This window comes from Streptococcus sp. SCPM-O-B-15294 (M123), from assembly GCF_058200455.1.
On the sequence record NZ_JBYQGU010000013.1, the window covers coordinates 40,897 to 60,189 of the forward strand.

At 42.5% G+C, this 19,293-nt stretch carries 13 protein-coding genes; 2 read left to right on the top strand and 11 right to left on the bottom strand.

Features of this window, described 5'->3' with window-relative positions; translation table 11 throughout:
• Nucleotides 1-238: 238 nt before the first annotated feature.
• Nucleotides 239-5,095, top strand: a complete 4,857-nt coding sequence (locus AC3E8G_RS08415; RefSeq protein WP_490677492.1) for a glycosyl hydrolase family 95 catalytic domain-containing protein — start codon at nucleotides 239-241, stop codon at nucleotides 5,093-5,095.
• A gap of 202 nt (nucleotides 5,096-5,297) precedes the next feature.
• Here AC3E8G_RS08415 and AC3E8G_RS08420 read toward each other — a convergent pair whose 3' ends face one another.
• The 7 genes from AC3E8G_RS08420 to AC3E8G_RS08450 all read right to left on the bottom strand — a co-directional run bounded on the left by AC3E8G_RS08420 (nucleotide 5,298) and on the right by AC3E8G_RS08450 (nucleotide 14,517).
• On the bottom strand, nucleotides 5,298-6,101 hold the full coding sequence (locus tag AC3E8G_RS08420; RefSeq protein WP_195550046.1) for an ABC transporter ATP-binding protein: 804 nt from the start codon (nucleotides 6,099-6,101) through the stop codon (nucleotides 5,298-5,300).
• Between the two features lie 13 nt (nucleotides 6,102-6,114).
• Entirely contained in the window at nucleotides 6,115-7,008 is an 894-nt protein-coding gene (locus tag AC3E8G_RS08425) for an ABC transporter permease (RefSeq protein ID WP_195550047.1), read from the bottom strand.
• 10 nt (nucleotides 7,009-7,018) lie between these two features.
• Complete coding sequence (locus AC3E8G_RS08430; protein WP_154853547.1) at nucleotides 7,019-7,993, bottom strand: ABC transporter substrate-binding protein; 975 nt, start codon at nucleotides 7,991-7,993, stop codon at nucleotides 7,019-7,021.
• 427 nt (nucleotides 7,994-8,420) lie between these two features.
• On the bottom strand, nucleotides 8,421-9,746 hold the full coding sequence (locus AC3E8G_RS08435) for a hypothetical protein (RefSeq protein WP_490677493.1): 1,326 nt from the start codon (nucleotides 9,744-9,746) through the stop codon (nucleotides 8,421-8,423).
• Between the two features lie 112 nt (nucleotides 9,747-9,858).
• Nucleotides 9,859-11,208: a hemolysin family protein gene (locus AC3E8G_RS08440; protein ID WP_490677494.1), complete on the bottom strand. Its 1,350-nt coding sequence runs from the start codon at nucleotides 11,206-11,208 to the stop codon at nucleotides 9,859-9,861.
• Between the two features lie 104 nt (nucleotides 11,209-11,312).
• The gene (locus AC3E8G_RS08445; protein ID WP_490677495.1) at nucleotides 11,313-12,794 is read right to left on the bottom strand and encodes an AcpB/EbpR/MafR family transcriptional regulator; all 1,482 of its coding nucleotides are present in this window, start codon (nucleotides 12,792-12,794) and stop codon (nucleotides 11,313-11,315) included.
• A 595-nt stretch (nucleotides 12,795-13,389) separates the two neighbouring features.
• Entirely contained in the window at nucleotides 13,390-14,517 is a 1,128-nt protein-coding gene (locus AC3E8G_RS08450) for an AI-2E family transporter (protein ID WP_048715385.1), read from the bottom strand.
• 56 nt (nucleotides 14,518-14,573) lie between these two features.
• Here AC3E8G_RS08450 and AC3E8G_RS08455 point away from each other — a divergent pair, with 56 nt between their 5' ends.
• Entirely contained in the window at nucleotides 14,574-15,377 is an 804-nt protein-coding gene (locus tag AC3E8G_RS08455; protein ID WP_195348073.1) for an ABC transporter ATP-binding protein, read from the top strand.
• 82 nt (nucleotides 15,378-15,459) lie between these two features.
• Here AC3E8G_RS08455 and AC3E8G_RS08460 read toward each other — a convergent pair whose 3' ends face one another.
• The 4 genes from AC3E8G_RS08460 to mnmL are packed head-to-tail and all read right to left on the bottom strand — an operon-like array spanning nucleotide 15,460 to nucleotide 19,274.
• On the bottom strand, nucleotides 15,460-17,514 hold the full coding sequence (locus AC3E8G_RS08460) for a cation:proton antiporter (RefSeq protein WP_414285698.1): 2,055 nt from the start codon (nucleotides 17,512-17,514) through the stop codon (nucleotides 15,460-15,462).
• A gap of 3 nt (nucleotides 17,515-17,517) precedes the next feature.
• Nucleotides 17,518-17,781, bottom strand: a complete 264-nt coding sequence (locus AC3E8G_RS08465; protein ID WP_006595800.1) for a hypothetical protein — start codon at nucleotides 17,779-17,781, stop codon at nucleotides 17,518-17,520.
• Nucleotides 17,774-18,331, bottom strand: a complete 558-nt coding sequence (gene mnmM / locus AC3E8G_RS08470) for a tRNA 5-(aminomethyl)-2-thiouridylate-methyltransferase MnmM (RefSeq protein WP_490677496.1) — start codon at nucleotides 18,329-18,331, stop codon at nucleotides 17,774-17,776. The genes AC3E8G_RS08465 and mnmM overlap by 8 nt, the downstream gene beginning before the upstream one ends.
• Before the next feature lie 10 nt (nucleotides 18,332-18,341).
• Nucleotides 18,342-19,274 (bottom strand): tRNA modification radical SAM protein MnmL/YtqA, encoded by a 933-nt coding sequence (gene mnmL / locus AC3E8G_RS08475; RefSeq protein WP_048688267.1) that lies wholly within the window; start codon nucleotides 19,272-19,274, stop codon nucleotides 18,342-18,344.
• Nucleotides 19,275-19,293 lie beyond the last annotated feature (19 nt).

The window sequence follows — 19,293 nt, forward strand, 5'->3', positions numbered from 1 at the left end:
ACTCAACTGTTTTTTTTACGATATCCGAAAATGAAAACTGTTTTCAGCCCAAAATAATAGCTTATTTATCTCTTATTTCTCTACTATTTCAAGAAATAACACTCTCAAATATGCATCTTACCTAAAAGCTATTGACATTTTCTTGTTTCCCTATTAAATTGGATATGATAGAAATAAATATGAAGGGACTGTCTTTAACTAAAAATGTAAGCGGTCTCAAAAATTAGAGGAGAGTTCTATGGACCAAAGATTTTTGGAAAAATCCTGTCGTTATAGTATCCGCAAACTAACTGTTGGTACGGCTTCTGTTTTATTAGGAGCCATTTTTCTCGGCTCACACCAGGTAGGTGCTGATAGTATTGTTGGAAGCCAAAACGAAAGCAACCACCTTGAAGCTGCCCCAGCCATAGAGAGCCCGATTGATGGAACCGGAGAAGCCAAACCAGAAAATCCGTATAGCGCTCCTATTTCTGAAGAAAAAAGCTCGTCACCTGATACAGAAGTTCAAAGCAAGCATACAGCCACTTCGACTACTTCGATTGAGCCAAATGAAGAAAGGGAAACTATGAAAGTTGAGACTCCCGTGGCCAAACAAACAGATTATCATTTAAGCTACAATCAACCTGCTGCTGCTAGCTATGATGGGTGGGAAAAGCAAGCTCTCCCAGTCGGAAATGGAGAAATGGGCGCTAAGGTTTTCGGACTCATCGGCGAGGAAAGAATCCAATACAACGAAAAAACTCTTTGGTCTGGTGGACCACAACCGGATAGCACCGACTACAACGGAGGAAACTACCAAGATCGCTACAAAGTCTTAGCAGAAATCCGTAAGGCCCTTGAAGCCGGAGACCGCCAAAAAGCGAAACAGTTAGCCGAAGAAAATCTAGTAGGACCAAACAACGCTCAATACGGACGCTACTTATCTTTCGGTGATATCTTCATGGTCTTTAACAACCAAAAGAAAGGTTTGGAGAACGTTACCGACTATCACCGTGACTTAGATATTACCGAAGCTATCACAACTACTTCTTATAGCCAGGATGGAACCACCTTTAAACGCGAAACCTTCTCTAGCTATCCGGATGATGTTACTGTGACCCATTTGAGTAAAAAAGGGGATAAGACCCTCGATTTTACCCTTTGGAATAGCTTGACAGAGGATTTACTTGCGAATGGTGACTACTCTTGGGAATATTCGAAGTATAAACAAGGGGCAGTCACGACCGATTCAAATGGTATCTTGCTCAAGGGGACTGTCAAAGACAATGGTCTTCAATTTGCCTCTTATCTTGGAATCAAGACAGATGGACAAGTCACTGCCCAAGATGGCTATTTGACTGTCACTGGAGCCAGCTATGCGACCCTTTTACTCAGTGCCAAGACTAATTATGCTCAAAATCCAAAAACCAATTACCGCAAGGATATTGACGTAGAAAATACTGTTAAGTCTATCGTAGAAGCTGCCAAGACAAAAGATTATGAAACTCTAAAAAATAACCACATCAAGGACTATCAAAGTCTCTTCAATCGTGTTCAACTAAATCTTGGTGGTAATAAGTCTAGCCAAACGACAAAAGAAGCTCTCCAAACCTATGATCCTACAAAAGGACAAGAACTAGAAGAGCTCTTCTTCCAATACGGCCGTTACCTCCTCATCAGCTCTTCTCGTGACCGGACAGATGCCCTTCCTGCTAACTTGCAAGGTGTCTGGAATGCTGTAGATAATCCACCTTGGAACGCTGATTACCACCTCAATGTCAACCTACAAATGAACTATTGGCCTGCCTACATGAGTAATCTTGCAGAAACGGCTAAGCCAATGATCAATTATATCGATGACATGCGTTACTATGGTCGTATCGCTGCTAAAGAATACGCAGGTATCGAATCCAAAGAAGGTCAGGAAAATGGATGGCTGGTTCATACTCAGGCGACACCATTTGGATGGACTACTCCTGGTTGGAATTATTATTGGGGTTGGTCTCCTGCTGCCAATGCTTGGATGATGCAGAATGTCTATGACTACTATAAATTCACCAAGGATGAGGCTTATCTCAAAGAAAAGATTTACCCAATGCTCAAGGAAACAACCAAGTTCTGGAATTCCTTCTTGCACTACGACAAGGCTAGTGACCGTTGGGTTTCTTCTCCGTCTTACTCGCCAGAGCATGGTACTATCACGATCGGAAATACTTTCGACCAATCTCTAGTTTGGCAACTCTTCCACGACTATATGGAGGCAGCCAATCACCTCAATGTCGACCAAGATTTGGTGACAGAAGTGAAGGCTAAATTTGACAAGCTCAAACCACTCCACATCAACCAAGACGGCCGTATCAAGGAATGGTACGAGGAAGACAGTCCTCAATTCACCAACGAAGGCATTGAAAACCATCACCGCCACGTTTCCCATCTAGTTGGACTCTTCCCAGGTACTCTATTTGATAAGGACCAGCCTGAATATCTGGAGGCCGCACGCGCAACTTTGAACCATCGTGGAGATGGTGGAACAGGTTGGTCCAAGGCTAATAAAATTAACCTCTGGGCTCGTCTCTTAGACGGAAACCGCGCCCACCGTTTGTTGGCTGAACAGCTCAAGTCCTCAACTCTAGAAAACCTCTGGGATACCCATGCACCTTTCCAAATCGATGGGAACTTTGGTGCCACCAGCGGTATGGCAGAAATGCTCCTTCAATCTCACACAGGCTATATTGCCCCATTACCAGCCCTTCCAGATGCCTGGAAAGACGGTCAAGTTTCAGGTCTCGTGGCCCGTGGCAACTTTGAAGTCAGCATGAAATGGAAAGAGAAAAATCTTGAATCATTAGCTTTCCTTTCCCATGCAGGCGGTGATTTAGTGGTCGATTATCCAGACATCGAATCGAGTATTGTCAAAATTAACGGGAAAGAAATCAAGCCAACTCTTCTGAAGGACAATCGGATTCAGATTGCCACTCAAAAAGGGGATCAGATCACCTTTGAAAAGTTACCAGAGCGGGTCACTCGCCTATCTGCTGTGAGAAAAGATGCTGTAACAGCTGAACTCGATTTCAATCCGGTTACAGATGCGACCCACTATGTCATCCGTCGAGAAAGCAAAGATGAAAGCAGTGACGCTCCTTCTATCAAGGAATTCCTAACCAATGTCACTCATTTCATCGATCGCTCCATCGATTCTCTCCACAGCTATAGCTATTCTGTTAGAGCCATGATTGGGGAGCACTCAAGGCAAGCATCAGAATCTGCGTCAATCCAGCCAGTTGTCGAATTGATGGACGACAGAGATCCTCGTGTTCAATACGGTCCTGCCTTCCATAACTGGGAGGATGCTGACCTATTTGCAGGAACCGAAAAATATGCTGACCTAACTGTCGATAGTTATTCTGACAACGATGCTACTGCTAGAATTTCTTTTAATGGACGAGGAATTGAAATCTATGGTCTCAAATCATCTGAATTAGGCCTAGCGGAAGTTCAAATCGATGGCAAGAAAGTAGGAGACCTGGATTTCCACACCTCGGGAGAAACGGAAAAAAGTGCTCTAATCGGTCGTTTCACAGGACTTCCTGATGGAGAGCACTTCCTGACTCTAACCGTGAAGAAGGAACACTTGAACCGAGGGAATGAACGCTCAAAAATTTCCATAGATTACTTTAAAATCTATCCGGGTCAAGGGGCGACTGTTGAAAAGATGGATGACAGAGATTCTCGTATCCACTATGGCTCCTTGTTCAAGGACTGGAGTGAATCAGGCTTATATCAAACGACAGAAAAATACGCGACTCTCCAAAACGTGGATCCATCTCAGTATGCAGAGGCCAAAGCAACCATTCCTTTCACTGGTACAGGTATTCGTATTTACGGCTTAAAATCTTCTGACTATGGAAAAGCCTTAATCACCATAGATGGAAAAGAAATGCCAAGTTTGGACTTCTACTCAAGTGCTGACTATGAAAAGAATGTGTTGGTTGGCGAGTATACAAACTTAAGCAATGGAGATCATATCCTCACCTTGACAGTGGATCCTAACTCTCCTGATGGCAGAAAGATGATTTCTCTGGATTCATTTGACATCTTGAAGCCGTCAACAGTATCCCTGGATACTCCAAGCCTGGCCCCAATAAAAGCAGGCGATCAGACCATTACCCTCACACTTCCGTCTGGGGAGTGGGATGCTATTGCCCTTCATTTCCTTGGGGAAAAAGATCCTATTTTCCTTAAGAAAACCGATGAGCAACACGTCACTCTATCAGATGGAAATCGAGTGTTAGCGATTAAGGACCAGCAAGTTGAATTGCCGATCTCAGAAACTGCTCATCAAAAACAAACTCAGATCATCTCAGCCTATGCCATCCGAGGAAAGACCATCACTAGTCCGGTCGTCTCTCTCTTACCTGCTATTGTGACGAGTTTGGGAGACCAAGAACCACCTGTAGTGACCCTTCCTGAGTACACAGAGCCAATCGGAACTGCTGGGCAAGAGGCCGCTATTCACTCTCTACCTAAATATGTCCTTCGAGTACTGAAAGATCAAGCAAGCCAGGTAGAGGTCATTAGTGGAGAAAATGAGATTGGTAGTGATAGTCATTTAGAGATTCAAAAGGTTCTTGACCAAGGTCTCTTTGGCAAGACCTACGATGCTTTCAACCTTCAACTCAAGGATAGAGAAGGGAATCCAGTTCCCGTAAAAGGAAGTGTACTGGTTCGACTTCCACTATCAAAAGAAGTGAAGCAAGTCTATGTCTTGACTCCTAATCAAGAACTCCAAGCAGTAGAATTTACACTACGAGAGGGCATGATTGAATTCATGGCACAAGAGTTAGGAACCTATGCCATTGTCTACCAGTCAGACTCCAGTGAACAAGTGGAACCGACTGTATCAGAAAGAAGGGAGCCAAACAAGCCAGTTTCAGAGAGCACGAGTCCAAGGAAGGCCGGTGATTCTTTAATGAGTGTTCCCAACTCTAAACAAGACCAGGCTTCGCAAAGACAACTTCCAAAAACGAATACCGGACACAGTTCATACCTACCCTTCTTAGCAGGACTCAGCCTTGTCCTCACAGCTACTTTCCTAGAGAAAAAGAAAAACGATTAGCTTGATGTAGCTGACAAGATCAATAAAAAGAGAGTGAGACAGAAATCGGTAATTCGTTAGAATTCGATTTCGTCGTCCCACCTCCGCACAGTTGAGTAGGGCTGTAAAAGCTGATGAATTCAGCGTAGTAGACCACTGCGTCTTGCTCGATAATCCAAAGACAATTGAGAGGCTAGGACTTTTGTCCCAGCCTCTTTTTCGTTTATCCTAAAACCAATTCGTCACTCACCAAGGTTTCACCACTATTCTGATGGAAAAGGCGCATCAAGTCTTCAACCGTCAGGTTCTTCTTTTCTTCCCCTTTAACATCGACCACGATCTTGCCTTGGTAGAGCATGATCAAACGATTGCCATATGCGATGGCATGATTCATATCATGCGTAATCATCAAGGTTGTCAAATCATGGCTTTCCACGATCTTTTGCGTCAATTCCATGACCATTTCACTGGTCTTGGGATCGAGCGCTGCGGTATGTTCATCCAGTAGCAAGAGTTTGGGTTTGACCAAGGCAGCCATGACCAAGGTCAAAGCTTGTCGTTGTCCCCCTGATAAGTATTGCGTATCCACTTTGAGGCGATTTTCCAAGCCAATATTGAGTTCCTTCAAAGCTGTTTTAAATTCCTCGCGGTCTTTTTCTTTGACCCCCCAACTGAGTCCCCGTTTTGCTCCACGTTTTTTAGCAATGGCCATATTCTCTTCAATGGTCAAGCGGGAAGCCGTCCCCATCTTAGGATCCTGGAAAACACGCGCAATATCCTTGGCACGCTTCCGAACGCTGGTCTGCTTAATCGATTTCCCTTCTAAAAGGATATCTCCTTGGTCCACTTGCAGGCCACCTGCCAGAATATTCATCAAGGTCGATTTACCGGCTCCATTTCCTCCAATGACGGAAATGAAATCTCCTTCTTCTACTGTCAGATCCAAGCCTTTGAGAACATGGTTTTCATTGACCGTACCTGCTTCGAATGTCTTATGGATATCTTCAATTTTTAACAATGTTGCCATTTATCTTCTCCTTCTAGTTGTTGCTTAATTTCAATCCACGAATCTTGAGACGTTTCTGGGCTTCTGGTGCGAACAAGACCAAGGCCAAGAGAATGGCGTTAAACAAACGGACCAAGTTTTGGTCTAGGTTTGGAATTTCGTAGATATTGAGGATAATGAGGCGGTAGACAATTGCCCCCACTCCAATCGAAAGCAAGCGTCCTCCAATGGTCAAATCATGGATCAAGACTTCTGCTAAAATAACAGCACTGAGACCTACGACGATGGTACCTGTACCAGAAGTCACGTCTGAGAAGCCATCTGTCTGAGCGAAGAGAGCCCCACACAATGCCACCAAGCCATTGGAAATCATGTAACCGAAAATCTTCATGGTGTCCACATTCACCCCATTGGCTTCACTCATCGGGATATTGTCACCAGTCGAACGAAGAACCAAACCAATCTGGGTTTTCATCAAGAGGGTCAAAATCAGACAGACCAATAACAAACAAGCAATACTAACAGCAAAGACTGCTTCCTCATTGGACAAACCCAAGCCCATCACAGACTTGAAAATGGTACTAGAATCTCCAATGGATAAATTAGGGACGCCCCCCATGATCTTAATATTGATTGAATAGAGTCCCGTCAGAGTCACAATCCCTGTTAAGAGCGCTGGGATCTTCATCTTGGTATGAAGAAGACCAGAGACCAAACCTGCTAGCATCCCTGCTAAAATCGAGAAGAGGGTCGCTATCCAAGGGTTTTGCCCTGCTTGGATTTGGGAAGCAACGACTGCAGCCCCAAGTGGGAAAGCCCCTTCTGCTGTCATATCCGCTATATCTAAAATGCGGAATGTTAAGAAAATACCAATGGCCATAATCGACCACAATAAACCTTCAGATAAGCTTGATAATACTAAATCCATCATCCATCTCCTATTTCTTTTCGTTTATACCAGAGAGATCAATCCCTAATTTCTTAGCCATCTCTTTGTTGACATACAATTCTAGATTTTTAGGCGCTTCCACTGCCAGTTCGCCTGCCTTTTCCCCTTTCAGGATACGAATCGCCATCCGAGCAGATTGACGACCCAACTCGGTGTAGTCTGTCCCATAGGTATAGAGCCCTCCTACTTGGGCCATTTCAATCGAACCTCCAATAACTGGAACCTGATGTTTCAAAGACACTTGTTTGATGGTTTCCATTGTGGAAGAAATGATGTTGTCTGTTGGGACAAAGACCATATCGACTTCTGACATCAAACTGTCAGCTGCCGCTTTCACATTATTACTGTCTAAAATGGTCTTCTCTACGACACGGTAGCCTTTGGCCTCAAGGACCTTCTTGGCTTCCTCTTTTTGAACGACGGAGTTGGGCTCACTTTGCGTATAGAGGATCCCAATCGTCTTAGCTGTTGGTAAAACCTTTTGAATCAGATCGACTTGCGTAGCAATGGCATCTGAAGATTGGTCGCTCGTTCCTGTCACATTGCCACCAGGCTGATCCAAGTTCTTGACCAACTTGGCAGCCAGAGGGTCCGTCACTGCGGAAAAGACTACCGGGGTCGTTTTGCTTGTATTGGCGATACTTTGTGCTGACGGAGTCGCAATGGCAAATACAAGATCACTTTCCTGTGACAATTGATTTGAAATATTTTTCAAATTTCTCTGCTCCCCTTGGGCATTTTGATAATCAATTTCAATCTCTTCTCCATCCACATAACCTTGTTTGGCTAACTCTTCGACAAAGCCTTTTCGAGTCGCATCTAGAGACTTATGGGTAATATACTGGGAAATCCCAATCTTGATCTTTTGATGCTTAGAGGTCTTCAAATGGTGGAGGGTCAAGAGGGAGGTCATTAGTAGACCAACTACCAGGACCGGTGCAATTAACTTCTTTACAATTTTCATGAAACATGTCTCCTTCTCTAAAACATTCAAACAGAATACAAAAAACCGTTTAGATGATTCTAAACGGTTGGTATCATTCCTCACAAACTTAAAAGTATGCCAGCATTGCCGTCCATTTAGATATCATCTATATGGACCACAATCAAAAATCTTAGCCACATAGATACAAACAAATTGCTCGTTTCGTTTGCATCCATGAGTTCATGTCTACAAACATTATCTAAAGTAGCTAAAGTAAAAGTTTTGATTCAACAATGTGGAGTTCGTGTTTTTCATAAGATTCTGCTTTCGTTTTTTTATGTTGACTATCTTACCGAAAATTTTTCAAGCTGTCAACCCTAAATTCAGAATTTTTTTAATTATCTTATTTTTTTCTACGTATATCAACAAAAAAAGTGCCCGATAGGGCACTAAATAAGCGAATATCTTATTTTTTAAAGGAGTATTCAATTCCATAATCATTTCCATCCACGGAAACTTTCAGCGTTCCATTTTCAATTTTATACTTGAGATCGTATTTAAGGAAATGACTCGCATCTTCATCCTGAATGAATCGGTGATCTTTTTCATCCACCTCACCTTCAAAGGCTACCATTTTAAGAGTGCCTTTTTTCACATCGATTTCAAGTCCCATATCCTCTAAATAGGAATTCTCACTGTTTTCTTGGATATAGTCTAAGGCATCCTCAACAGAGTAAAAATCATTGTCCCCATCATCATAGAGTTCCTTTGCAGCTCCCTTGAAATCAATCTTACCAATCACACTGATGGTTACTTTTTTCCCCTTTACCTCTACGATCATATCCATATCTTTTACAAATTCACTAGAAATATCTGATGTAGTAGAGAAAGTGCCTGCAAAAGCAGACTTCATTGTCTTTTTCATTTCAGGAGTAGCCGACCATTTTCCTTGAATACTATTTGGATTTTTAGTAAAAAAGAAAAATGCAAGCACAGATAAAACTGCAACAGCAACAAGACTACATAAACCAATAATCAGCCCTTTTTTAGACTTCTTACCTGGCATTGGAGCTTGTCCCATATATGGGGAACTAGCCTGGTAATTCAGTTGCCCATTGTTTGGGTAGCCTCCCTGCATCTGAGTGTTGTTATAAGATGCGAAGGGCGCTCCTGTTTGAGCCGCCTCCTGAACAGGAGCTTGTGGCTGAGTTCCACCTTGCCCAAAAGCTTGTTCTTGATGTTGATACTGACTTGCTCCACCTTGGAATTGATTTGGAGTTGGGCTTGCATCTCCAAATGGGGCTTGGCCTGTACCTCCAAACTGTGTTTGTTCTGGGGCTGGTGTCGCACCTCCAAACTGTGTTTGCTCTGGAGTTGGCGCTGCTCCTCCAAACTGTGTTTGCTCTGGAGTTGGCATTGCTCCTCCAAATGGAATTTGTTCTGGAGTTGGCGTTGCTCCTCCAAATGGTGTTTGCTCTGGAGTTGGCGTTGCTCCTCCAAACTGTGTTTGCTCTGGAGTTAGCGTTGCTCCTCCAAATGGCGTTTGTTCTGGGGCTGGTGCTGCTCCTCCAAATTTGGCTTGTTCTGGAAACGGTAAGGGACCTCCAAATTGTCCTTGATTGGAAACAGGTGCTGCACCTTCAAATGGAGATTGAATTGGGTTTACGGGCGTATTCGGTGTCGTTTGTGTTTCTGGACTTCCAAACGTACCAAAAGCCTGTTGGATTTCCTCTTGATTGGCCGGTCGACCATGAACCCTCTCAAACTCTGCTAACCATTCTTCTTGTTTCATTGCGATCTCCTTATAACCTTTAGTTATTTTATTATAAAGGAATTTCATGAGAGATGCAAATGCGTCTAAAATGAGCAAAAAAAATCAGGGAAACTCCCTGATTTTATGTTCTTTATTCTTGAACTTTTGTCGCTTGCTCATCTTCATCGACTAGGTCACTGACCTCAACCTTCACCTTGGTGACACGACCATTTTTTACCTTATCGTTTGTAAGGATTAAATGCTTCTTCATGCTGTCTACTTCAAAACTCAAGCGTTCCTTGTGACCTGGAATCCGTCCGACACCAGTCAGGTAGTAGCCTGCAATAGTATCCACATCATCACTTTCCAACTTCACATCAAAATACTCGTTGAAGTCATTTAGGGTCACAATCCCCTGCACAATATAGAGGTTGGGTTCAATTTCAAATACGTCATTTTCAGCCTTATCGGTCTCATCATCAATTTCACCGACGATTTCCTCAAGAAGGTCCTCCAAGGTTACCAGACCAGCCATTCCTCCATACTCATCAAGCAAAATGGCCATCTGATTTTGTGTATTCCGGAGCTCCTTCAAAAGATCATCCACAAAGATCGTTTCCGGTACAAATAGTGGTTCCTGAAGAATCTTGCGAAGAGCGATGTTATCAAATCCATTCACAAAACCTTCATTAAGCAAACGTTTGGTATGGATGAGACCAATGACATTGTCCTTGTCATCATCATAGACAGGAATACGAGAAAAATTCTGTTTCAAGATACTTTCGATGATTTCTCTGGTATCATCTTGGATATCCACCATAAAGGCATCCGTACGAGGAACCATTAGCTCACGCGCCATCAGCTCATCTAGTGAAAAGACTCCTTGCAACATTTCAATCTCGTCAGCATCCAGACTCGTTTCACTCTTAGCCAGCATATAAGCAATCTCATCTCGTGACATCTCTTCGTCTGCATCATCGAATTGCATAGGGGTCAGACGACTGACCAGATTGGTTGATGCCGATAAGAGCCAGACAAAGGGGCTAACGATTTTCCCTAGTAAAATAACGATTGGAGCCGTCCGAACAGCCAAGCTATCTTTCAGATTCATGGCAATACGCTTCGGATATAACTCACCAAATACAATCGAAATATAGGTCAGAAAAGCCAGTGAGAGGAAGCTAGCTATCGCACGTGCTGTCTCCGTATTTCCCATCCAAGAAGCGATTACTTTCCCAAGATCATCAGCTAGGCTTGCCCCAGATAAGATGGTAATCAAGGTGATACCAACCTGAATCGTAGATAAAAAGTGGTTGGGATTTTCCAACACCTTTAAGAGACGAATATATTTCTTATCACCTTCCTCCGCCTTTTGCTCTACGCGAGAACGGTTCAGCGATACCATCGACATCTCCGTTGCAGAGAAAAATGCATTTAATAAGGTCAATACAAATAGTAAAACAAATTGCAGTATTAAATCCTGACTGCCAGGGTCTTCCATGGATATTCTCCTCAATGTATAGTAATAATGCCCATTATATCATATTTTTTAAAATGGTGCATAGTCGCAAAAATTTCCCTCCTAAAAGAGGAGGGAAGGCTCAGTTATACTCCATAACGTGTAAAATCATAAAAGAGCACATTCAATTTTTCTACAAGTTCCAAAAGGGTCAAACTACTTGTACAAATAAATTTTTTCCCTTTGATATCCGGAATCATAAAGTTGGCAACAATGACATCATACTCAGTGTGCTCTAGTTCATGAAGATTAAAGTCATGCTTGATAACCTGTGAAAACTCAAAGTTATCCGTACAATAGAATTTTAAGAAGTCAATCATAGACTTGGCATGGTGGTCATCGTATCGGCTAATGATTAAGACTTTGACAGCTGTCCGTCTCCTTAATAGTTGAGGCAATAGATTTTCCCAATGTGAAAATACGGTATAAATCTGATGCTTGAGGTTTTCAGGGTTTTCATGAAAGCCCATCTCTTTGAGATAGTGATACAAACCAGTTTCAACATCCTGATAAAATTTAGGGAAGAGGGTTCGATAATCCTCATTGGTATAGCTCTTGGTATCATAGAGAAGAAATTCACCAAAGATTTCACGCCGCTCCAAATAGGCAGTGTTGTGAATATGCATGATCATCTCTTCATAATTCTCAAGTTCTAAGCCATAAGATTTACTCAGGTGATCAAGAAATTGAGAGGCTAAAATATAGGATTTTTTTGTAACAGCATCTTCCTCAGTAGCGTTGATCAAATCCTGTGGGGTAAAATAGAAGCGTTTCTGTAGGAAGATAATAAAGAGCTGTTCAATGGTTTCTTCGTTAAATTCTACACCCAACTGCAAACCAAAATAACGAAGCATCTCATTGATTTTTGGGAGCTCTTGATAGAGATAAGCGTATTGTTCAAAATTATTGGCCCCTTCAATTCGATAACCTTGCTTAATCCGGTATAGGTAGACCGTCAGCATGATTTTATAGGAATGGAAAATCGAATAAGTCAGTGGGATTTCTGTCAATTTATAGAAGAAGGTGATGAAATCAATAATGACTTGCTCTCTGATATCTGGAAATGGCCACTCCAAATAATAATACCGCTCTGCAAAATACTGGGAATAGAAAAAGCGAATATCGACTTCGTCCCCCACAACATTTAGAGGATTCAAGGTGATTCGAATATTGTACTTTTCCTGAATAATTTGGTTGATATTTCGAATCAAGCGATAAAATGATTGTTGGCTGAGATCATACCGTCTACAAATTAAGTCACTGGAAACATCCTTATGGAAGAACAAGTATTCCAAGAGGGAGAAAGCTGTAGATTCTTTAAAGAAGTGATGGTACACCACCTCAATCCCAATCGAATCGTCATAGCTAATTTTAATACCATTTGTCGAAGATTCAATCAAAAATTCATTAAAAACCGTCCGTAAATTTGAAAGATCCTCCTTTAACGACCGCTCTGTACAATCTAACATTTCAGCGAGTTCCTTCAAATGAAACCAGCGCTTTTCACGAATTAATGTTTCTAGCAAACGCATTTGGCGTCGCTGCTTTTTGGCAAGCAATTCTATCATCTTATAGAAACTCCTTGATTTTGTATCATTACTAATTCATTATAACATATTTTCTTAAAGGAAAGCTAAAAGTTTACGATTCAAGCGCTTAGCCTATCCTGTCTAAGTCTATACTCAAAAAGGAATGGTCACCCATTCCTTTTTGAACGTAGACATACTATTGTTTTACATAAAACAGCTAGATAATTTTCAAAAAATGACTCTTATTTTTTGAGTCATTCAAGTAGAGCTAAAACTTTCCGCTGTGAGAAAAGTGCCTGAAACAATTAAGTTTCAGGCACTCGGAATTATTGAGAGTAAAACAGTTTGGGAAACTGTTTTAGCCTGAGCCCAGAGATTAAAGAGCGAAGAGGCTCAATACAAATTGAACACGGGCTTCGGATTGTGTCAAAAAGATAAGTTCTCCTAGAATCAAAAGATTCTGCGTCAAACTTCCTATTTTGACTTTATCCGCGAACGCCCTTTGCATCTTGATTTAGTCTTGGAACTTCGACGAAGTTCGCTGACGTCCGTACTCACCTAAGGAAAGTTTTTTTAGAAGACTTTATCTTCAATTTGAAAGGAATGGTCACCCATTCCCTTCTCGTTTATTCTGTTAGGATTTATTGATGATTCCATACTCCTCTTGCTTGCGCTGTTCCTTTGTCTTTTTATGATTTTCATACAAGGCCACGAGGAATTTCACGATCTCTTTACCGATCGAATAAACCGGAATGGCCACAACCATCCCAATCACACCATAGATGTTACTGGATAAGAGCAAGAGGACCATGATGGTAATAGGATGTACCTTCATCACCCCTCCCACAATCCGAGGGTAGAGGATATTTCCGTCAATCTGTTGGACGATGAGCATGAAGATGACCGCTTTGATCATCATATTGAAATCCGTGAAGGCATAGGTAACCACCATAGGAATCAAGCCAATCGTCGGTCCAATATAGGGAATGAGGTTAGCCAAGGCTGAGAAAATGGCAAAGACCAAGGCATACTTCAAACCGATAAAACTGTAGCCAATAAAGGCTAAAGTCCCGATAATTAAAGCATCGATAGAAATTCCACTAATATAGCGAGAAACTGTTTGGTTGAGACTCACTAAGAGAGAGGTAATATTCCGCCGGTCATTTTTCAGGATGGTCCGCTCTAACATCGGTAGCAGTTTTTTCCCATCAATCAAGAAGTAAACTAGGAATATCGGTGTCATCACCAGAATGAAGAGTGTATTCACAATCGTTGACACCACACTACCCAAACTATTGGTCACACTATTTAAGATATTTTGTAGAATATCCACATAAGATAGGTTTAGTTGCTGAATGGTTGATTGGATATTGATACTCTGAAAGGCTGGATTCTTTGATAACTTCGTTACAAAACTTTGCACTTCCCAATACAAGCCTTGGGTTGAATTAATCAAGCTTGTCAACTGGTTGATCAAAATAGGCAAGATATAAACAATCCCATAAATAATCAATCCAAAAAGGGTTACCAAGGTTAATAGAATGCCCAAAATTCGATTCAGATGAAATTTCTTTTCCAAAAATTCTACGATTGGATTGGTGATGTAGTACAAGAAACCAGCAATCAAAAATGGAAGAATAATGGTATTCAGAACGGATACAAAGGGAGAGATCAGGCTTCCCATACTTCCCCAAATATAGAATATAATTGTTAATAATAGGACTTCACAGGTCCAGAAAAATAATTTACTTTTATGAAACATCCCTTTCCTCCTATCTGCTATTTTATCATATTTATGGTAAAATAGAGAATATTTTTATGAAGGTTAAAAAGATGAAAGAAAGCTTAATTGAACTGAAAGACGTTACTCTCAGAAAAGAAGGAAAAAATCTCCTTTCCCGTTTGAATTGGACCGTCAACAAGGGGGAAACCTGGGCCATCCTTGGACTGAATGGTGCTGGCAAATCAACCCTACTCCGTCTCTTAATGGCGGAATATTGGAAAACGGAAGGGGAAGTTTCTGTCCTTGGAACACAATTTGGACAAGGAGGGATTCCTGAGCTCCGCAAGCGAATCGGAGTGGTCAGCTCCTTTATTTCTGAGCGCATCCCTGAATCTCTATCCCCAGAAGAAATTGTCCTCACAGGAAAATACAAGAGTAGCATTCTTTATACAGCTTATGGAGAAAAAGAACTCGAGGAAGCACGATCCATGTTGCGTCGCATCGGTGCTGCTTCTTTGATTGGGCGAAAATACCGGACTCTCTCTCAAGGGGAAAAACAGACGATTCTAATCGCCCGTAGTCTCATGGAAGAACCCGATCTTCTCATCTTTGACGAAGCCTCCAGTGGGCTTGACTTATTTGCTCGGGAAGCGATCTTTCAGCTAATCCAACAGATCAAGCAGATGGAAAAGGCGCCGACCATTCTCTTTGTCACCCACCATGCAGAGGAAATCACCAAGTCCTTTAGCCATGTCCTTCTCCTCAAGGAGGGACAAAGTTTTGCCCAAGGACCCAAGGAGGAAATTCTCACCCAAGAAACGCTATCAGCTTTCTATGGAGGGAAGGTCCAGCTGATTCCAATCGGGGAAGAACGCTATTATATCCAGCCAGAGCAGTAAAAAGACTTACTAAGATACAAAACAAAGAGATTGGGACAAGCGTCACCAATCTCTTTTCTTCTATTAAAGCGGAAACTCACTTTTACCGATTCCGAGCATAATTAATCATGTCATAAGGAAGAGTATTGGCACTTTCTCTTAAGGAATAGTTTTCCAATTCGTTGACATTTTGGCGCATGCGACGCGCATACTTGGCCGAAATCAAGTGCTGCTCCTCATATTCGAAAATCAATTTTCTTTCTAAGTAATAGCCTCTTAGCATCTCGTCAATATTATTGGGCTTGATGCGATTGATAACCCGCTCTACAAAAGCACCACTGGTAATCAACGATGTTTCCCGCAGACGAGATTCTTGAAGGAAGGAAATCAAGGTACTCCGATAAATCCCTTTTAGGTTTTCCAAACTCTCGATAATAATTTCCGTATTGGCCAGATACAAGGCAGCAATCTGGTCATAGTCGATGGCTTCAAGCTTGTAATTCTCTCCGTTTTTCCATGCCCGAATACCGGATCCAAAGGTCACAAGCTCGTGCAACAGCAGTCGGAGCAGGCGGAAGAGCACCAAGAAATAATAGGTCAGGCGAGATGACAGATTGCGGTTGACCTTCTGCTCCATGGATCGAAGATAACGTTGGTAGACATGGTAACTTCTATCTCGAATCTTTCCTTCTTCATAAGCCTGTTCCAAACCATCGTTCTCGATACTGAGAATAAGGAGTTTCAGTTGCTCCCAGTCTCTTTGAGTCGCCTTATCTTCCTGATTGAGAATCATATTTTCTATCCGTCCATGATAATTATCAATCGCCGCGTATAAAGGACCCTTCTGCTTGGTCACCGTCAACTCTTTCTCCAATAGCATGACGACATCGTTCAAGATGGCAATATGCATCAAATGATCATTGGATTCCTCTTTGTCCTCGGATAGTTTTGGTAGGACGAGAAGTCCGATTAAAAAACTACACAAGGTGACCCCTGCTACTAAAAACAAGAGAACTGGATATTCTGCTTCTAGATGCGTCGGTATCAAGAGAATGGTCGCGATAGACACTGTTCCTTTGACCCCTGAAAAGGTCAACAAGAGGGCATCTTTCAGATACTTGTCAATGGATTTTTTCAATCGGAAACCCCGATACCAGTAAAATCCATACACCATTAAAAAGCGAATCAGGAACAAGAGCCCCGTCAATAAGAGAACAGTCACAATCAAGAGCAGATTGTTGTAAAAGGGAGTCCTCAAAATTGGCTCAGAAATCATCTCCAACTCCATCCCCAAGAGGACAAAGACAGACCCGTTGAGGATAAAATTGACTGTATTCCATACCGTATGCGTGACCGTATCCACCTTAGCTTCTAGTAGGGTAATTTTCTTAAACCGACTAGCCTTTAGGATCCCAGCCACAACAACCGCAATAATCCCTGATACATGGATCTCTTCTGCGATAAAGAAGGTCAGTAAGGGGAGACTCAATTCTAAAATGAGTTCACTGGCAATATCCGTTGCCCGAACACTGAGCAGTAATTTTTGAAGCCCACGGTTGACAGCAGCTGTCACAATCCCGACCGCAAACCCTCCTAAAATAGAGATGACCAAGTCCCAACTAGCTTGGCCCAAGGAAAAGACTCCAGTGGTCCATGCAGCTAGAGCCACACGAAAGGCAACCAAACCTGAAGCATCGTTGAGTAAGCCCTCTCCTTTTAGAATGTTGGAGATTCGTTTTGGAAAGGTAAAGCGTTCCGAAAGGGAGGCAAAGGCCACCAAATCAGTCGGCCCGAGCGCTGCCCCTACTGCCATACAGGCCGCTAGTGGAATTCCTAGCCACAAGAGATGGGCCAACCACCCCAAGCTAAGGGTCGAAATAAAAATAACCGGGAAGATTAAAAAGGCGATAATGCGCCAGTGCTTCAGAATCGAGGTGATGTCTGCTTCTTCTGCTTCTCGAAAGAGGAGCGGTCCAATAACCAAGGCCAAAAAGAGCTCGGTATCTAAGTGGTACTCCGAATTGGGTAAGAGAAAGCCAATCCCAATCCCCAATAATATCTGGATCAAAGGGAGGGGTAAAGTCGGAATCAACTTATTGGTCGCATTGGAGACAATCAGGATTAAGGAAAAGACAATGGCGTATACAAGAATCTCCATCCCTTATCCTCCTGATCGTTGGTTACAACAGTCCTCAAAGAGTTGCTTTTGTTCTTGGATCTTTTGATCAATCTTTGTCAGATCCTTGTGCTCAATTTTCTTCTGGCAACGTTCCATTTCAAGAGAGACCAGCTTCTTCTTGATTTTGATCATCTTTTTGCTCATCCGTGCTTCATCTAAAAAACCAACGGCACGTTCATGAGAGGTGGACTCCACAAAATCGTGGCGAAGAGCATCAATTTTATTTTTTAAAAATTCTTTATCCATGGCGATAACTTTCTAATTTTTCGATCATGACCAAAAATGGGGGGTGATTGATCTGGTTCAGAGTCCGGTAACTAGTGACCGTAAATTCTTGTTGAGGAAGTTGGGAGACAAACTCCAAGACAGCATCTTTTTCTAGGTCCCCACCCTCATGACCATAATAGATCATAATGGCTATTCGCCCTCCCTTGATCAAGCGGTGACAGAGTTTATCAATAGCTTGGATCGTTGTTTTAGGCTGGGTAATAATCGACTTGTCTGCTGAAGGAAGATAGCCTAAGTTGAAGATAGCCGCCTTGACCTGGTCCACATAGCGATCTACTTCTTCATGCCCCTTTAAAAGAAGATGGGCATTGGAAAGACCTGCTTCTTCCAAACGCTTTTGCGTTTGGACCAAGGCCTGCTCTTGAATATCAAATGCATAGACTTCTTTGGCTAGTTTTGCCAAGAAAAGGGTATCATGCCCATTGCCCATGGTCGCATCAACCACAGTATCTTGATCTGTAATGACCTCCCTAAGAAAATCATGGGCCATCTCTAATGGTCGCAACATGCTACTCCTCCTATTTTCCTACTTTACAACCTTGAACACTTCCACGACGACGCATCTCAGCTTCAATGGCATTCAGAACTTCCCACTTATTGAGACTCCACATCGGTCCTATCAGCATTTCGCGTGGAGCATCTCCTGTAATCCGGTGGATGACGATCTCCTTGGGAATGATCTCCAGTTGGTCACAGATGACCGACACGTATTCCTCCTGACTCATCAATTGCAATCGTCCTTCATGGTAGTCTCGTTGCATCCGGGTATTGGTCATGAGATGGAGCAGGTGCAATTTAATGCCCTGGATATCGTTGTCTGTTACACAACGGCGGACATTCTCCACCATCATCTCATGCGTCTCCCCAGGAAGACCGTTGATTAAGTGTGAAACAATCTCTGCCTTAGGGACCTGTTGGCGAATCCGCTTCACCGTTTCCACATAGAGTTCATAGCTATGGGCTCGGTTGATCAATTCAGATGTCGTTTCATAGGTCGTCTGCAAACCCAGCTCAATAGTCACATGCATGCGCTCTGTCAATTCTGCTAGATAGGCCAACGTTTCATCCGGCAAGCAGTCTGGTCGTGTCCCGATGTTAATCCCTACGACACCTGGTTCATTGATGGCTTGCTCATAGCGCTCCCGAATGACATCGACGGATTCATGCGTATTAGTGAAATTTTGAAAATAGACCAAATACTTTTTGACGTCAGGCCATTTGCGGTGCATAAAATCAATTTCTTTGTAAAACTGATCCCGAATAGGGGCATCTGGTGCTACGATGGCATCCCCAGAGCCAGAAACTGTACAAAAAGTACAGCCCCCTCGAGCAACAGTTCCATCACGATTGGGACAGTCAAAGCCCGCATCGATTGGGACTTTGAAGGTCTTTTCTCCAAATAAAGTTCGGTAATAATCATTTAAGGTCGTATAGGATTTCATACCCCTCATTATAGCAAAAAAGCAGAGT

Bases quoted from the DNA above. Each gene is read 5' to 3' on its own strand.
- AC3E8G_RS08415 (WP_490677492.1), top strand. From the start codon at position 239: ATGGACCAAAGATTTTTGGAAAAATCCTGTCGTTATAGTATCCGCAAA.
- AC3E8G_RS08420 (WP_195550046.1), bottom strand. From the start codon at position 6,101: ATGGCAACATTGTTAAAAATTGAAGATATCCATAAGACATTCGAAGCA.
- AC3E8G_RS08425 (WP_195550047.1), bottom strand. From the start codon at position 7,008: ATGGATTTAGTATTATCAAGCTTATCTGAAGGTTTATTGTGGTCGATT.
- AC3E8G_RS08430 (WP_154853547.1), bottom strand. From the start codon at position 7,993: ATGAAAATTGTAAAGAAGTTAATTGCACCGGTCCTGGTAGTTGGTCTA.
- AC3E8G_RS08435 (WP_490677493.1), bottom strand. From the start codon at position 9,746: ATGAAACAAGAAGAATGGTTAGCAGAGTTTGAGAGGGTTCATGGTCGA.
- AC3E8G_RS08440 (WP_490677494.1), bottom strand. From the start codon at position 11,208: ATGGAAGACCCTGGCAGTCAGGATTTAATACTGCAATTTGTTTTACTA.
- AC3E8G_RS08445 (WP_490677495.1), bottom strand. From the start codon at position 12,794: ATGATAGAATTGCTTGCCAAAAAGCAGCGACGCCAAATGCGTTTGCTA.
- AC3E8G_RS08450 (WP_048715385.1), bottom strand. From the start codon at position 14,517: ATGTTTCATAAAAGTAAATTATTTTTCTGGACCTGTGAAGTCCTATTA.
- AC3E8G_RS08455 (WP_195348073.1), top strand. From the start codon at position 14,574: ATGAAGGTTAAAAAGATGAAAGAAAGCTTAATTGAACTGAAAGACGTT.
- AC3E8G_RS08460 (WP_414285698.1), bottom strand. From the start codon at position 17,514: ATGGAGATTCTTGTATACGCCATTGTCTTTTCCTTAATCCTGATTGTC.
- AC3E8G_RS08465 (WP_006595800.1), bottom strand. From the start codon at position 17,781: ATGGATAAAGAATTTTTAAAAAATAAAATTGATGCTCTTCGCCACGAT.
- mnmM (WP_490677496.1), bottom strand. From the start codon at position 18,331: ATGTTGCGACCATTAGAGATGGCCCATGATTTTCTTAGGGAGGTCATT.
- mnmL (WP_048688267.1), bottom strand. From the start codon at position 19,274: ATGAGGGGTATGAAATCCTATACGACCTTAAATGATTATTACCGAACT.